This window comes from Pandoraea iniqua, assembly GCF_902459685.1.
Classification (GTDB): domain Bacteria; phylum Pseudomonadota; class Gammaproteobacteria; order Burkholderiales; family Burkholderiaceae; genus Pandoraea; species Pandoraea iniqua.
Window position 1 is genome coordinate 1,274,405 of record NZ_CABPSF010000001.1, and the last position, 15,330, is coordinate 1,289,734.

15 protein-coding genes are annotated in these 15,330 nt (G+C 61.9%); 12 read left to right on the top strand and 3 right to left on the bottom strand.

All coding sequences use genetic code 11. The features are described from left to right. Nucleotides 1–304: 304 nt before the first annotated feature. The 7 genes from PIN31009_RS05675 to PIN31009_RS05705 all read left to right on the top strand — a co-directional run bounded on the left by PIN31009_RS05675 (nt 305) and on the right by PIN31009_RS05705 (nt 5,916). Complete coding sequence (locus PIN31009_RS05675; RefSeq protein WP_174996967.1) at nt 305–1,240, top strand: DODA-type extradiol aromatic ring-opening family dioxygenase; 936 nt, start codon at nt 305–307, stop codon at nt 1,238–1,240. A gap of 94 nt (nt 1,241–1,334) precedes the next feature. After that, nucleotides 1,335–2,159 carry an aspartate dehydrogenase gene (locus PIN31009_RS05680; RefSeq protein WP_058377533.1) on the top strand — a complete coding sequence of 275 codons (825 nt, stop codon included), beginning with the start codon at nt 1,335–1,337 and terminating at the stop codon, nt 2,157–2,159. Nucleotides 2,160–2,162: 3 nt separating this feature from the next. Next, nucleotides 2,163–2,468 (top strand): hypothetical protein, encoded by a 306-nt coding sequence (locus PIN31009_RS05685; RefSeq protein ID WP_150789570.1) that lies wholly within the window; start codon nt 2,163–2,165, stop codon nt 2,466–2,468. Continuing rightward, nucleotides 2,452–3,270 carry a DODA-type extradiol aromatic ring-opening family dioxygenase gene (locus PIN31009_RS05690; protein WP_150789571.1) on the top strand — a complete coding sequence of 273 codons (819 nt, stop codon included), beginning with the start codon at nt 2,452–2,454 and terminating at the stop codon, nt 3,268–3,270. Before PIN31009_RS05685 ends, PIN31009_RS05690 begins: the two co-directional genes overlap by 17 nt. Before the next feature lie 54 nt (nt 3,271–3,324). Continuing rightward, complete coding sequence (locus tag PIN31009_RS05695; protein WP_150789572.1) at nt 3,325–4,173, top strand: alpha/beta fold hydrolase; 849 nt, start codon at nt 3,325–3,327, stop codon at nt 4,171–4,173. A gap of 143 nt (nt 4,174–4,316) precedes the next feature. Then, on the top strand, nt 4,317–4,652 hold the full coding sequence (locus PIN31009_RS05700; protein WP_150789573.1) for an IPT/TIG domain-containing protein: 336 nt from the start codon (nt 4,317–4,319) through the stop codon (nt 4,650–4,652). A gap of 223 nt (nt 4,653–4,875) precedes the next feature. Continuing rightward, nucleotides 4,876–5,916 carry an AraC-like ligand-binding domain-containing protein gene (locus PIN31009_RS05705; protein WP_150789574.1) on the top strand — a complete coding sequence of 347 codons (1,041 nt, stop codon included), beginning with the start codon at nt 4,876–4,878 and terminating at the stop codon, nt 5,914–5,916. Between the two features lie 64 nt (nt 5,917–5,980). Here the strand turns inward: PIN31009_RS05705 and PIN31009_RS05710 are convergent, their stop codons facing one another. The 3 genes from PIN31009_RS05710 to PIN31009_RS05720 all read right to left on the bottom strand — a co-directional run bounded on the left by PIN31009_RS05710 (nt 5,981) and on the right by PIN31009_RS05720 (nt 8,324). Beyond that, a complete protein-coding gene (locus PIN31009_RS05710) occupies nt 5,981–6,796 on the bottom strand; it encodes a hypothetical protein (RefSeq protein ID WP_217426760.1) in 816 nt (271 codons plus the stop codon). Between the two features lie 21 nt (nt 6,797–6,817). Continuing rightward, nucleotides 6,818–7,654 (bottom strand): acid phosphatase, encoded by an 837-nt coding sequence (locus PIN31009_RS05715; RefSeq protein WP_174996969.1) that lies wholly within the window; start codon nt 7,652–7,654, stop codon nt 6,818–6,820. A gap of 289 nt (nt 7,655–7,943) precedes the next feature. Beyond that, nucleotides 7,944–8,324, bottom strand: a complete 381-nt coding sequence (locus tag PIN31009_RS05720; protein ID WP_150789575.1) for a hypothetical protein — start codon at nt 8,322–8,324, stop codon at nt 7,944–7,946. 351 nt (nt 8,325–8,675) lie between these two features. Here PIN31009_RS05720 and PIN31009_RS05725 point away from each other — a divergent pair, with 351 nt between their 5' ends. The 5 genes from PIN31009_RS05725 to PIN31009_RS05745 all read left to right on the top strand — a co-directional run bounded on the left by PIN31009_RS05725 (nt 8,676) and on the right by PIN31009_RS05745 (nt 15,322). Beyond that, nucleotides 8,676–10,361, top strand: a complete 1,686-nt coding sequence (locus tag PIN31009_RS05725) for a ShlB/FhaC/HecB family hemolysin secretion/activation protein (RefSeq protein WP_246185507.1) — start codon at nt 8,676–8,678, stop codon at nt 10,359–10,361. 161 nt (nt 10,362–10,522) lie between these two features. Next, entirely contained in the window at nt 10,523–12,295 is a 1,773-nt protein-coding gene (locus tag PIN31009_RS05730; RefSeq protein ID WP_150789576.1) for a DUF2341 domain-containing protein, read from the top strand. A 12-nt stretch (nt 12,296–12,307) separates the two neighbouring features. Beyond that, nucleotides 12,308–12,718, top strand: a complete 411-nt coding sequence (locus tag PIN31009_RS05735) for an ExbD/TolR family protein (RefSeq protein WP_010808895.1) — start codon at nt 12,308–12,310, stop codon at nt 12,716–12,718. 10 nt (nt 12,719–12,728) lie between these two features. After that, nucleotides 12,729–13,454, top strand: a complete 726-nt coding sequence (locus PIN31009_RS05740; protein WP_246185508.1) for an energy transducer TonB family protein — start codon at nt 12,729–12,731, stop codon at nt 13,452–13,454. Continuing rightward, nucleotides 13,451–15,322 carry a putative porin gene (locus PIN31009_RS05745; RefSeq protein ID WP_246185509.1) on the top strand — a complete coding sequence of 624 codons (1,872 nt, stop codon included), beginning with the start codon at nt 13,451–13,453 and terminating at the stop codon, nt 15,320–15,322. Before PIN31009_RS05740 ends, PIN31009_RS05745 begins: the two co-directional genes overlap by 4 nt. The last annotated feature ends 8 nt before the right edge of the window (nt 15,323–15,330 follow it).

The window sequence follows — 15,330 nt, forward strand, 5'->3', positions numbered from 1 at the left end:
CGATGGACTTGTGGGGGGCTCCAGCGTCGACGCTTATCGATGACGCATTCCGAAATGCACACGACCGACGCAGAAAAAATCGTTTGTTGACGGCAGCGGTGAACTCCTACCATCCAGACTCGTAACTGACAGGGCTCGAAGGTCGGAAATTTCAATAATTTGCGATTTCCGTGACATTGAGTCTTTATTTATCAGGCGCTTACGGATTCCACTGTATACAGTACTCAATGGATTCGATACTAGAGAAAACGCTATGGCAAAAATTGTGATGGGCATCGGTTCCTCCCATAGTCCGACCCTTTTGATGAAGCCATCCGCTTGGTTGGCCCGCGCCGCGACTGACGATCAGAACTTCTTTGTGCTGCACGATCACTCCGGCGCCCGGGTGAGCTATGGCGAGTTGCTTGAAAAGGCCGACCCGGCAATCCTCGACGAGATCACGCCCGCCAAACTCGAGCAGCGTCACCAGCAGAATCAGGCGGCAGTGGCGCGTCTTGCCGAGACACTCAACGAGGTGAACCCGGACATCGTGGTCATCATTGGCGACGACCATAAGGAAGTGTTTCACGACGACAACATGCCGGCGCTTTCGGTGTATTGGGGCGAGACCATTCCCTATCGCCCGGCGGGGATCATGAAGTGGAAGTACGACCCCGATCTCGATCAGCAGCTCTGGTATCCGCAGGAACCCAAGGACTATCCCGTCGCGTCGCAATACGCCGAGCGCCTGATTCGCGGAATGATGGATGACGGCTTTGACGTCGCGCAGTCCAAGTACTTCAAAGAACAGCAGGCGATGAGCCACTCCTTCGGCTACGTCTATTACAAGCTGATGACCGACAAGATCTACCCGTCGATTCCGGTCAGCATCAACACCTACTACCCGCCCAACAACGTGTCGCCGCTGCGGGCTTATCGCATCGGACAATCGATCCGCCGCCAGATCGAGTCGTGGAGCGAAGACCTTCGCGTCGTGGTCATGTCGACGGGCGGGCTCAGCCACTTTGTGGTCGACGAAGCGTTCGACCGGCAGTTCCTCGAGCGGCTCGCCGCCGGCGGTCCTGACGTGCATGCGCAACTGCCGCTGGAAAAGCTGCAATCGGGGAATTCCGAGTTCCGTTGCTGGTCGGCGCTGGCCGGCGCGGTCGACGGCATGAAGATGGATCTGGTCGACTACATCCCGTGCTATCGCAGCCCCGCCGGCACCGGATGCGCAATGGCATTTGCGACTTGGTCGTAAAGCAAAGCTTCTGGTTCGGGCGGCGGCAATGAAATGAAGCCATGGCCGCTGCCCGTGATAACGCCGGTGAATTCGAGGATTAGGAAAAGTAGATATGCAAGCGCATACGAGCGGTCAAACAAAACGAGTGGGCGTGGCGGTACTGGGGACGGTTGGCAAATCGATCGCGAAAGCGCTCGATGAGGGGATTCCGGGGATTGAGCTGGTCGCCGTTGCGGCGCGCGATGTCAAAGCTGCCGCTGAGTGGGTCAGCACGCTGAGGAGCCGTCCCGTTGTCGCCAGCTTTGGCGAGATGGCGCAAATGTGCGACGTCGTGATCGAGTGCGCACCAGCGCATCTGCTGCCGGAGATCGCCGCGCCCGCGCTCAAGCTGGGAAAACAGGTTGTCGTACTCAGTTGCGGCGCCCTGCTCAATAACGATGAACTCATCGATATCGCGCGCGAGCACGGCGGGCAGATCGTGATTCCGACCGGGGCGCTGCTGGGACTGGACGCGGTGACCGCAGCCGCAGAAGGCCGAATCATGTCGGTGAGCATGGTGACGCGCAAGCCCGTCAAGGGACTGCTGGGCGCCCCCTATCTTGCGGAGCAAGGCATCGTCATCGACGGGATCACCGAGAAGACCCGGATATTTGCCGGCACGGCACGCGAAGCGGCAAAGGGATTCCCGGCGAATTTGAATGTCGTGGTTGCGCTGTCGCTGGCGGGCATTGGGCCCGACCAGACGAAGCTCGAAATCTGGGCCGATCCGGACATTTCGCGAAACATGCACACCATCACGGTGGAGTCGGATGCCGCGTTGCTGTCCATGTCGATCGAAAACATTCCGACTGAGAACCCCCGCACCGGGCGCATTACGGCGCAAAGCGTACTGGCGCTCCTGCGCAAGATGACGTCGCCGATGCGCGTGGGAACGTAAGGCATGGCCATGAGCGTACGACGTCGCCCCCCTGTGGAACTGCACCGGTTGATTAGTGCGCTCGTGCACCGTCCCGAGCTGGTTGCCCGGCTGCGAGAAGCGCCTGACGAGGTGCACGAGGCATTTGGCATTCCCGCAGATCAACGTAAGCAGTTGCAGGCCGATCCAGCGAGAGCGCTACGTGATCTCGACGTGCATCCGAACTTGCAGTTCAAGTATCTCGGCGCCCGTGGGCTGTTGAAACTGGCTCCGGCGTCGATTGTGCCGTTTCTTCAAAAACAAGGTCTTGGCGATGGGAAAGATTGTTAGTGCGGCGGCCACTTCTCACACGTTTGGCGTGGCGAATGGGGTGGAGGCGCAAGCGCAGCGCATCTTCGACGGCATCGACCGGATTGGACAGGCGATTCAGGCGTCCAGACCCGATGTGATCCTGATTGCCACCAGCGACCATCTGGTCAATTTCTCACTGGACTTCCAGATTCCGCTCGCTGTCGGCATTTCTGACGATTGGTGTCCCTACGGCGATCTCGGTGTGCCACGGCAGCCGTTCCCGGGGCATCGGGAATTCGCTACTGAACTCGTCGCGTTTGCCGCCACCAAGCACTTCGATCTCGCTGCGGTCGAGAACGTGAAGCCGGATCACGGGCTGGCGATGCCTAACGCGATCGTCAATCGCGGCTCGAACGTGCCGGTGGTGCCGATCTACATCAATACCGTGATGACCCCGGCGCCGACGTGCGCGCGCAGTTTCGCTTTAGGGAAAGCGGTGCGGGAGTTTGTGGAGACCGCACGCCCTGCGAACGAGCGTGTCGCGATTCTTGCGACGGGCGGGCTCTCGCACTGGATCTGCTTACCCGATTCAGGGCGCGTGAATGCGGAGTGGGACCGCGCGTTGATCGAGCGGGTCGTTTCCGGTCGTGGTGCCGAACTGGCGGAACTATCCTTCGACGCGATCATGAAGGATGGCGGCAACGGCGGGCTCGAGATGGCCACTTGGGCATTCATGGCCGGCACCACCGGAGATAGCGTGGGCGAACGCGTCTATTACGAGGAAATGACGGCGTGGTGGACCGGCATGGGCGGCGTGCTCATGCATCTGGATGGGGCGTAACGCTCGTCCACCAACGACGCGAAGTTTCCCTAACAATTTAAAGAAGGTTGGATCATGAGCTATCCCTCTCTGCCTGCGGACGTTCAGGCGGCAAGTCATACGGTCGATGTGAATGGCATCGAAACGCATTACCTCGATGTCGGACAAGGCGACCCGCTGATCCTGATTCATGGCGGCGGCGCCGGTGCCGACAGTTGGGGCAACTGGCGCGGCTGTCTGGACGCTTACGCCAAGCACTTTCGTGTGATCGCGTACGACATGCCGGGCTTCGGCCGCACGGCAAAACCGTCACCCGAAGTGTATGAATACACACAACAGAACCGTAATCGCCATCTTCTCGGATTCATCGATGCGCTTGGCCTCGACCGTGTCCGGGTCATTGGCAACTCGATGGGCGGGGCGACGGGGCTCGGTTTGGCGATGGAGCATCCGGAGCGCGTCGAAAGGCTCGTACTGATGGGGAGCGCAGGACTGAATATCGCGAATCCCGATCCGTCGTACATCAAGAACCTGCAAGGCTACGACTACACGCTGGAAGCCATGCAGCGGATCATGCGCGCCATGGTGGGCTCTCGTCACGTTGTTGACCCCGTGCTCGTGCAATATCGCCACGAGATCATGCAGAACGAGGATGCCCGGCAGGCGATTCAGCAAATCACCCGATCCAAACTGACTTACGAGCGCGAGCAGATTGCGGCGGTTAAGACGCCGACGCTTGTCGTTGGCGGAAAGGAAGACAAAGTCGCGGTGCTGGCAAGAACCTACGGTTATCTCGAATTATTGGATAACTCGTGGGGATTCATCGTGCCCCACGTCGGCCACTGGGTGATGATCGAAGCGCCACAAGAGTTTGCGGTGATCACGCTGCGGTTCCTGATGGACGACGCCTTCGTCGCGTGCTGATCTGCCCAGATGGCAGGGATTCTTGGGTAGCCAAGAATCCTTGAATCACCTCGACCTGTCACCCTTAACAGGTGTCCAAACGCTGCGAATCGCCTAAATTTCAATTACCGCCTGTTGTGGGTGCGTCTCCCTAGGAGTCAATCATGGCAAGTATTCAAAGTGTCAGCCCAAATCAGGTAACGAGCAGCGATGGCGTCAAGATCACCATTGCTGGGGATGGATTCAATACGGCGGCCGCGGTCTACTTTCTGGTGTCGTCCTCATCGTCAAAGATATTTGCGCGCAGCTTTACCATCGTCAGCGATAAACAGATCGACACGATTATTCCCTCGCTTCCGGTCACTGCCGGTTCGTTTGAGGTCAATGTCGTCATCGGTGGTGCGGTCGCCACCGTGGCGACGAACACCAGCCCTCTGGCGGCGGTGTTCGGACCGCTCAATTCCATTCAGATCTCATCCGGTCAACGAGTCATGCAATAACGACATCGAATCCCAACCCCTTCGCCAGCAATGTCCTTGCGCAGCCACAAATAACCCTCAAGCGCCTATTGAGGGTTTAAATCCTCATTGTTTTGCCAAAAAATTAAGAAAACCCCATAAAATCAAGTGTCTTATGGGGTTCTTGTTTTTCAATTGGCACACCCAGCGATTTCGGGGCAGTTGAGACTCAGGAAATGACCTCCAACGGGGAAGGGGAGTCATCATGGCAAGCGTGGACATTCGCATTTCGACCGACTTGATCGAGCCGTCCTTACGAGACGACTACTGGCGAGAAGTCACGCGCCCGTTCGTGGAGACCTTGCGCTCAACGACAGCGAATGCACCTCCGTTGGAAGGCACGATGCTGATCCGCACCGTGGGCAGCATGACGCTCGGCTCGACAAAATTCAACGCGCAACGATACGTGCGCGACAAGCGGACGATTGCCCAAGGCGGCCTCGACGACTATCTGATCCACGTGCTGGCGGCCGGCTCGATTCACGGCGATTTCGCGGGGAAAGATGTGGTTGCCGCTCCGGGTGGCATTTGCGTCATCGATCTCGCACGCACCTATACCTGTGAAGTCGACGCGGGGGTACGGATGGCTACAACGGTGCCACGCGCGAGTATCGAAAAATTGTTAGGCGCGCGAGACCTGCACGGGTTCGTACTCAAGGCCGGGCAGCCGCTCACTCGCTTGCTGGTCGACTACATTCAAGGGCTGCACGCGATTTCTGCGAGCCTGTCGGCCAGTGAGGACATCGCGGTGCAGGACGCGCTCATGACGTTGCTCGCTGCTGGCCTCGCCAGCGCACCGCCCGCACATGCCGAACCGAAATCGGTGCTCGGGCGCGCGTTACGCGAGCGCTTGCTTGCCTTCATCGAAAGCCATCTCACGCATCCCGATCTCGGCCCGGAGCTTCTGATTCAGCGGTTTCGCATCTCGCGTGCGCATCTGTATCGCGCGTTCGCGGACGACGGCGGCATTGTCGGCGTCATCCGGAACAAGCGCCTTAGCGCGGCCTACCGGGCGCTGCTGGATCCAAGCCGTGCGGCAAGGCCGACCGCAGGCATTGCCACGGACTTTGGTTTTTCAGACGGTGGGAAATTCCGGAAGGCATTCGTCGCGAGCTTCGGCGTGACGCCTGACGACGTACGCGAGCAAGGTCAATACATGACGTTGCCCGCAGCCGGCGCTGGCCATCTGTCGACACATTTCGCGGCTTTCGGCGGGCAACCCGCCGCCCGACAAACGCGTAGCTAGGCGCGACGCCCCGCAGCCGCCGAACGAGGCCACCAATCGCGCTGACATGTGAAGTGGTGTTGGCTCAAAACCTGTACCTCAGGCCCACGATCGGGCCCTGCTGAACAACGTTGTAGACGAAACCGCTCTTGTTGTACTTCACGCCGAGCGCCCGGTATCCCAGCATGACGGACCAGCTTTCTTTGAACTGATAGCCGAGTGCCGCCGTCACATCCCAATCAAGATCTGCCTGACCCGTGCCGACAACGCCCCAGCCGGTCAAATACCAGTTGTCGGTTAAGAAGTAGTGCCCCCGCACCCCCGCAACGGCGTCTACCCAAGTCGCGCTATCGCTTCGGCGCTTACCGTTGAGCAATCCACCGGTGATATCGATTTCCGTACTCGCATACCAGACACGCGCGCCGGCGACTAAATCTAAACGACTTCTGCCCGTGTCGAGAACGTTGTAGCTCCCTCCCAAGAAGCTCGTAAATGTCTTCGACGTCACATCGAATTTCCCGCCGGTGGAAACTCGCCCGTACATTACGTCAGCCAGCAAACCGTAGCGGCCATAACGCGCTTCGCCGCCCGCCATGAACGACAGATCCACGTTCTTGAGGATGGTGCCGAAGTCGGAACTGATATGCGTCGCCGCCATACCGAACTGCCCGACATTGCCATGGATGCCGGCTGCCCAGATGTACGGGCTGACACTGAACGTCCAGTGCTCCGCATTCGGCGAATCGCTCTTCAACAGCATTGGCGGAACAGGAAGTGAATCCGTTGCGCCCGACGCATCCGCTGCGGCGGCCGAGCCGTGCATCCCCAATAGCACGCTCAGCAGCGTCGTTGTTGCGACAAATAATTTCATGGTGCCCCGATAAGAGATCTTGTCTGTCAATCAATAAGTCCGATAAACGGCTTATTGACCCGACAAGGCCGCTTCTTCCGCAGCGCAATTCAACGGCGACGACGAGCCCTTCGACTGTTGAGCCAGCACTTCTTTACGCGCCGCCTTGAGATCGGCAACAAACGCCGCATTCGAGTGAAGCTTGGCAACGGTGGCCGCACCCATCGTGCGACCCGCATCCACGTCGCTTTGCCAATGGGCGTTGCAAATCACGCGGCTTTGACCGAATTCGAGACCACGCCGGAGCAGCGCGTCGGCCCGCCCGGGGTTGATTTCGGTAAGGACGAGCGCCCACGCCCAGCCTGCGGCCGTATGCCCCGAGGGATATGAGCCGTCATTGCGCAGCAGCGGTTCCTGCTCAGGGAAGCAGGTGCCTTCGTTGTGAACCACGAACGGGCGCGTGCGGTTGTAGGTGTTCTTGACGCCGTAGGTCGACATCCCCGCGTCGGTCAGCACCCGCTGCATCAGGTGGTACAGATGCGGGGTTTTCTTCTCGCTGATGTCGACACCCATCGCGCAGGAGAAATTTTTCGCCGGTTGCGGAAATTGCAGATCGGCATCAAGACGCGCCAGCTCAGACCGTGGCTTGCCACGCAGTGGAATCGTCGCTTCGCGTGCTTCTTCGTCACGGGCAAGCGCTGCGCTTCCCGCAGCCGGGGGCGGGCCGAGCAGTTTCAGGCTATCGGGCAAGTCTTTCGGCTGAAGATAGCCGGGCGCCAACTTGAAGTGCGGGTCGGTGACTTCGGGGCGCGGGCCCGGGGTGTTGTCTTTCGCAATGGAGACGGCACTGTACATGCCGACAACCACCACCACGAGAGCCGAAATTTTCTGATGAACGTGCGAGCGCATGGGCGAGGGGTCCCGTCGAAATGAAGGTCATAGGTAGTTCATGAATTTCAGGACTGCGACCTTGATGCCTACGCCGGTGTTACTCGTGCGCCTGCTAGCGGGTGATAGCAGGACTATCCAGTGAGCCGCGTTCGTTTGTGACAAGGTTTCTCGTGCGATCCTGCCCGCGAATTTACCTTGGGGGACTTCGGAAAGGACGGGGCCAGCGGCGGGAAGAGACAAATCCACATCGATAAAGAGACAGAACCGGGGATCGTTTCACTTGCTCAATCGATCCCCGGTTGCCCTATCACCGTCCGGGAATGATCGGCGAAGGCGGCGGCGGGCTGGGACGCTGCGGCGTCGCCGAATTCCCGAATGCATTTCCCATCCGCTGAGACGTGCCGCTCCAGTTGAACTGGCCGCCGATCTGATTGCTTGGCTTGTTGGCAATGTCTTCCGACTCGAGGCCGGGCGCGCGCCCACCTGCGAGCGGACTCGACGCCGGCTGCAACTGATGCGTCAGGCAGTCGTACGACGGCGAGCGCTGCCCGTTCACTTCCACGTCCACGCAACCGGCCCTCGAGGGCGCTGCCGAAGGGGCCGCCGATGCGCCGCTGGCACCCGACGAGCCGTCGGCGGCGCCCGCGTGGGCAGCCATACCGAGCATCAATGCAGCAACGCCCGCCATCACCGCTCCCCGCCACCGGGCGTGCGTGCGAAGCCAATGATTCCCCCGACTGCTCTCTGCCTTCATGGCCTGTCTCCCCATCAAAAGTGTTAGGTGGTCCATCAGGACTCCGACCAAACCAGCATACGTCAGTCCGCGCGTTTTTCGAGAAAGATGAATTTCTCGTGACAAACGTTAGTTAGCCGAACTCCCGGACGTCTAGGTATCCGTATTCGTGAGGAATGTCGACACGGATTGCGTGCGGCAGGGCACTACCAGCGATGTTTGGCGGTATGCGCTGGTAAGCGTCAGGCCACCGGGGGCACTGCATCGGGCAGAGCCGCGTCGACCTAACAAAGCAGAGTCTTCTATATGCGTTTGATGAAAACGAACCGGCCGTGGCTGCGCTGGGCGGCGGTATGCGCTGTCACGTTGGGGGGAACCGTTCATGGCGTTGCGATGGCTCAGGAGGCCAAAGCAGCGCAGTCGGACAACTCGCCTGCGGTAAATCCGCAGGCTGGCGCAACGGGATCGGCGCAGGCAAAGGAAAACGCCGCCGACGCGCAAAAGCCCGTCAATATCAATGAGTACGTCGTGCGCGGCAATACCGTGCTCGACGTACGCACCATCGAAAAGGCCGTCACGCCCTATCTCGGGCCTAACCGCACACTGGCTGACATCGAAGCCGCACGCGACGCGTTGCTCGCCGCCTATCAGGCCAAGGGCTATCAATCGGTGTACGTCGATTTGCCGGAGCAGCAGGTCACCGGCGGCATCGTCTATCTGAAAGTGAGCGAGACCAAGCTGGGCCGCCTGCGCGTGGTCGGCTCGGAATACCACTCGCCGCGCGAGGTGCGCGAGCGCGTGCCGTCGCTGGCCGAAGGCAAGGTGCCTGACTTCAATGCCGCGCAGGCGGAACTCACGGCGCTGAACCGCACCGGCGAGCAACAGGTGGTGCCGCTCGTCAAGCAGGGCGCAGTGCCCGGCACGATGGACGTCGATCTCAAGGTCGAAGACACCAACCCGTGGCGCGCAAGCCTGAGCCTCAACAACGACCGCAGCGCCGACACGAAGCCGCTGCGCATGCTCGCCTCGGTGGGCTACGACAACCTGTGGCAACTCGGCCATCGCGTGTCGATGAGCTTCTTCGGTGCGCCGCAGGACTTCAGCCAGAGCAAGGTCTGGTCGGGCTCGTACGTGGCGCCGATCGGCTCGTCGCCGTGGTCGCTCGAACTCAACGGCTATCAGTCGGACAGCAATGTCGCCACCACCGGTGGCACGACCGTGCTCGGCAAGGGGCACGCGATCGGTGTGAAAACGACCTACACGGTGCCGGATACCGGCGCTTGGTATCACGCCTTCAGTCTGGGTGTGGACTTCAAGGACAACACGGAAACCACGCGCTTCGGCACGGCCGGCGACGTGGTGCCGCTCAAGTACGCGCCGATCACGCTGGGCTACAGCGGCTTCTATCAGGACGAAGACCTGAGCGCCGGCCTGAACACGTCGATCGTCTCCGGCATGTCGAGCTTCCTCGGCTACGGCAGCAGCCCCGCCCAGTTCGACGCGAAGCGCTACAAGGCGTCGCCGAGCTTCATGGTGCTGCGCGCCGATGCCAACGGCACTTATACGTTCGGCGGCGGCTGGCAGCTGGCGGCGCGCGTTGCCACACAGATGACCGATTCGCCGCTCATTTCGAACGAACAGCTCGCGGGCGGGGGCATGAACTCGGTGCGCGGCTACCTCTCGGCCGAAGCGACGGGCGACTACGGTGTGGTCGGCTCGATCGAATGGCGCACGCCGCCGATTCCGCTGCTCGCCCCGGTCGTCTCGAACTGGCGCGCTTATGCGTTCTTCGACGGTGCCCGTCTGGGATTGCGTGACACCTTGGCTGAACAGACCTCGCGTTATTCGCTGGCGTCGGTCGGTCTGGGCACGTCGCTGCGCCTGACATCGCACGTGACGGGACGCGTCGATGCGGCCTATCCGCTGACCAACGGACCGCGCACGGAGCGCTACAAGCCGCGCGTGAACTTCAGCGTGACGGCGACCTATTGAGCGAACACGGCGAACACAGCGAACACATGACAGCGGGCGGATCGAGCCACTAGCGAACCGCACGAACAAGACACATCCGAATTTCACGACACAACATTCACGACCTGATGCCCGGTGCGCCAATTCAACGCGTCGGGCGGCATAAACGGAGAAATACAGCCATGCGACGCATTCTTCCATTCCTGCTTGCGCTGATCGGCACGCTGATGCCGGTGCTCGCGCACGCCTGGTGGCAACCGGATTGGGCGTACCGCAAGCCGATTACCATCGACGCCGGCCCGCAAGGCGGCAACATCACGGGCGACGCCGGCCGGGTGCCGATGCTGTTGCGCCTGCATACGGGCAACTTCAGCTTTGAAGGCGTGAACGAAACCGGCGCCGACCTGCGCTTCGTGGCCGCCGACGACAAGACCGTGCTGAATCACCAGATCGAGCAGTTCGATCCGGTGCTGGGCATTGCGCTCGTGTGGGTCGACGTGCCCGCAGTGAGCGCCGGCGCCAAGCAACAGGTCTGGATGTACTACGGCAACCGCAAGGCCCCCGCGGCCGGCAACGGTCAGCGCGTGTTCGATCCGGACTACACCGCCGTGTACCACTTCGGTGAGTCGAACGTGCCCGCACGCGACACGACCGCCTACGGCAACAACAGCCAAAACCCGGTCGTCACGATGGACGGCGCGATCATTGGCAAGGGCGCGCAGGCCGGCGCTTCGCCGATCGTGCTGCCGGCCTCGCCGTCGCTCGCACTCGCCGCAGGCAGCCCGTTCACGTTCTCGGCGTGGGTGCGCCCGGAGAAGCTGGGGGCGAACGAAGCGATTTACGCGCGCCGCGATGGCGGCAACGATCTCGTGGTCGGTATCGATCAGGGCGTGCCGTTCGTGCAGGTGGGTGCGCAGCGCAGCCAGCCGGGCCAACCGATTCAGGCCGGTCAGTGGTCGCATCTGGCGGTGACGGCAGATGGCAAGTCGGTCACGCTTTACGTCGGCGGCCACGCCGCCACGACGCTCGCCGTCGCACTGCCCGCACTGAACTCGCCGACGATCATCGGCGGTGATGTCGATGGCGCCACCGGTGGCCTCGCTCACTTCTCGGGCGCTGTGGATGAAGTGCATCTCTCGAAGGTCGCCCGTAGCGCCGCACTGCTGCAAACCGACGCCGTTTCGCAAGGGTCCGAATCGCGTCTGATCGCCTTCGGCCCGGACGAGCAACAGGCCGGCAAGAGCCACTTCGCCTTCATCCTCTCGGCCATGCCGGTCGACGCTTGGGTGGTGGTCTGTGTGCTGGGTCTGATGGCGCTGGTGTCGTGGCTCATCATGATCACGAAGGGTCGCAGCTACGCCGCCAAGGCGCGTGCCAACAGCGCCTTCATGACGCATTTTCGGGAAGCCTCGGGCGCACCGCTCGACCAGATCGCGCGTACGAATCGCGTGCCGGAAGACGTGCGCGGGCAATCGCCGCTGTGGCGTCTGTACGAGGTCGCGCTGGGTGAGCTGCATCGCCGTCACGAACTCGGCTACGACACGAGCGCCGTTTCGGACGCGACCATCAGCGCCATTCGCGCGTCGATGGACGGTGCGATGGTGCGCGAAGTCGAAGACATGAGCAAACGCATGAACTGGCTCTCGACGTCGATCGAAGGCGCGCCGTATGTCGGTCTGTTCGGCACCGTGATCGGGATCATGCTGGTGTTCGTCGTGGCCGCCATGGCGGGCGCGGTGGACATCAACTCGGTGGCCCCGGGCATGGCCGCGGCACTGCTGTGTACGGCCGCCGGTCTCGGCGTGGCCATTCCTGCACTGTTTGGCTACAACTGGCTGGTGTCGCGCTCGGATGCACTGTCGGCCGACATGGCTGTGTTCGTCGACGAATTCACGACGCGCCTTGCAGAAGAGCAGGGCGAAGGCCGCCGTCAGCCCGTGCTGCAACGCGCCTGACGAGGACGAATCATGGCTAACGCAACGCGATTCGCCGCGAAGAAGCGCTCGGGCGGCATCAACATCACGCCGTTTGTCGACGTGCTGCTGGTGGTGCTGGTGATCTTCATTCTCACGAGCAACGCCAGCATTCCCGGCATCAAGGTCGATCTCCCGAAGGCCAGCTCATCGGTGGCCCTCGAGAAGCCGAAGACCAAGGCGATCACGGTCGACAACGCCGGTCAGGTCTTTCTCGATGCCTATCCGGTGACGCTCACCGAGCTCGAGGATCGCTTGCGCACGGAAAAGGCAGTCACTCCAGACTTCCCGGTGATCGTGCGCGGTGACGCGCAGGTTCAGTACGCCAAGGTCGTCGAAGTGCTCGACCTGCTGCGCCGGATCGATCTCAATCAGGTCGGCCTCGTGACCGGCAAGCCGCAGTAAGGAGCGCAGCGTGAAACCTCGCGATTTCGCGTCCAGCCCCGTGCGGCCCGCTGCCAAACCGCCCAGTCCGGCGCTGGCGCTGCTGCGCCGGCGCGGCCCACTGATCGTCGGCGGCCTGGTCGTGCTCGGTCTGATCGCCCTTTTCTGGCACTTGCTCACGGACAAGGCCAGCATGCGCCGCGAGGTGAACACCCCGCCGATGCTCATGCTGCCGCCGCCTCCGCCACCACCGCCGCCTCAGGAGAAACCGCCTGAGCCGCAGCCGGAGAAGATCAAGCCCGAAGTCGTCGAGCCGAAGCCGGCCGACCCCGTGGAGCCGCCGAAGGACGACACGCCGCCGAGCCCGACCAAAGATCTCGGCGACGCCGTGACGATCAATGGCGACGCACAGGCAGGCACCGACGCATTCGGTATCGGCGCCGGCAATGGTGGCGGCATGACGGGCGGTGGCGGCGGGCTGGGTAGCCGCTCTTACAGCGCGTGGCTTGCCAGCTCACTGCAACAGGCGTTCGGGCGCGATGCGCGCACTCGCACGCTGGCCTTCGACGACGTCCGTATCGATCTCTGGCTCGACGCCGACGGACGCGCCACACGCGCCCAACTGGTGCGAGGCACGGGTAACGCGGCCATCGACGACGCGGTTCTCGCGATGCTGCGCGACTTCCGCGCAGAAGAGAAGCCGCCGGCGTCGCTGCGCTATCCGCTGTCGATGAGCATCCGGGGACGCCGGCCATGAAGCCCAATTCGACGCTCATCACGCCGCAGGTGGATGCGCAGGTGATGAATGAAGGACTTCCTTTTTACGCAAAAGTCACACACAAAATGAAAGCACTGGAACGTATGACCGGCGCGCTCGCACTCCGACGTGCGCCACGCGCTGCGGGGGCCGCAGGCGCTGTGGCGCTGGCGCTCGCGCTGATGGGGACCGCAGGTCTGGCTCAAGCGCAGGCGCAGCCGGCCGCGAAAGAGACGGCGATGGTCAAGTTGATCCGCGGCCTCATCAAGAGCGGCGCGATCGACAAGACCACGGGCGAAGCCCTGCTGGCACAAGCCGAAACGGAAGCCTACGCGGCATCGGCCGCGGCGCAAAAGACGGCAGCCGCGCCGGTGGCCGTGGCCGCAGTCCCCGGTGCCGAGCCGGGCGACGTGCGCATTCCGTACATCTCGCAGACCACGCGCGATCAGATTCGCGACGAGGTGAAGAACGAAGTGATGGCGCAGGCCAAGACGGAAGGCTGGGCCGCACCGAACGAAACCCCCGAGTGGACCAAGCGCATTCATATCGAAGGCGACTTCCGCCTGCGTAACGAATCGCGCTTCTACTCGAGCAGCAACACGAACACGCAGATCGACTGGGCGCAGATCAACAAGGGCAATGGTTTCGACGTCAACTCGAACACCAACCTGGCGCTCCCGCCGCTGCTCAACACCACGCAGAACCGCACCAACCAGTTCCGCGCCCGTGCACGCTTCGGCATCTTCGCCGACGTCTCGGAGCAGGTGAAAGCCGGTGTGCGGCTGGCGAGCAGCAACGACGACAGCCCGGTCTCGACCAACTCCACGCTGGGCGGCGGTCTGAACAAGAAGAGCGTCTGGCTCGACCAGATGTGGATGTCGTATCAGCCGTTCACGTGGATGAAGGTCACGGGCGGGCGTTTCGCCCCGCCGTACGTCACCACCGACATGCTGTTCTCTAGCGACCTGAACATCGACGGCATTGCCGCGCAGTTCAACAAGGTGCTGCCGCAGAACCCGAACGTCGAACTGTTCGGCTCGCTCGGTTTCATCCCGCTCGAGTACTCGGGCGACAACTCGCCGTCGAACAGCCAGAGCAAGATGTCGAGCCAGACCAAGTGGATGCTCGGCACGCAGTTCGGCGCGAACTGGAAGCTCGACTCGAAGAACAGCTTCCGCGGCACCGTCGGCTACTTCGACTTCCGCAACATCACGGGTCAACTGTCGTCGCCTTGCGCGCTTTACGCGGGCCAGACGAGCTGCGATTCGGACTGGTCGCGCCCGGCATTCATGCAGAAGGGCAACACGCTCATGCTGCTGCGTAACATCGCGCTCAACCCGCTCGATCCGGCCAACACGGCGCAGCCGCAGTATGTCGGTTACGCCTCGAAGTTCCAGTTGCTCGATCTCTCGGCCCGTTGGGACACGATGCTGGCCGGCCGCTATCCGCTGCGCTTCGACGTGAACTACATCCGCAACCTGGCCTACAACGAAGGCGAGATGTGGGCGCGTGCGAATGGCGGCATCGTGAACAACTTCGGGGCGGGCGAGGCAACGCGTGCCAACTTCAAGAGCGGCCCGAACGCGTACATGGTTCAGGCGACCTTCGGCAAGCCGGTCATGGCGTCGCGCGGCGACTGGAACGTGTTGTTCGGTTACAAGCGTATCGAGCCGGATGCCGTGCCCGATGCCTACAACGATTCGACGTTCCACGGCGGCGGCACGAACGCGAAGGGCTACTACCTTGGCGCGTCGTATGCCTTCGACAAGAACGCATGGCTCACCGGCCGCTGGCTCTCGACGAAGGAAGTCTATGGCGCGCCGTTGTCGATCGACACGCTGCAAATCGAAGTCAACGCGCGATTCTAAGGAGGTCG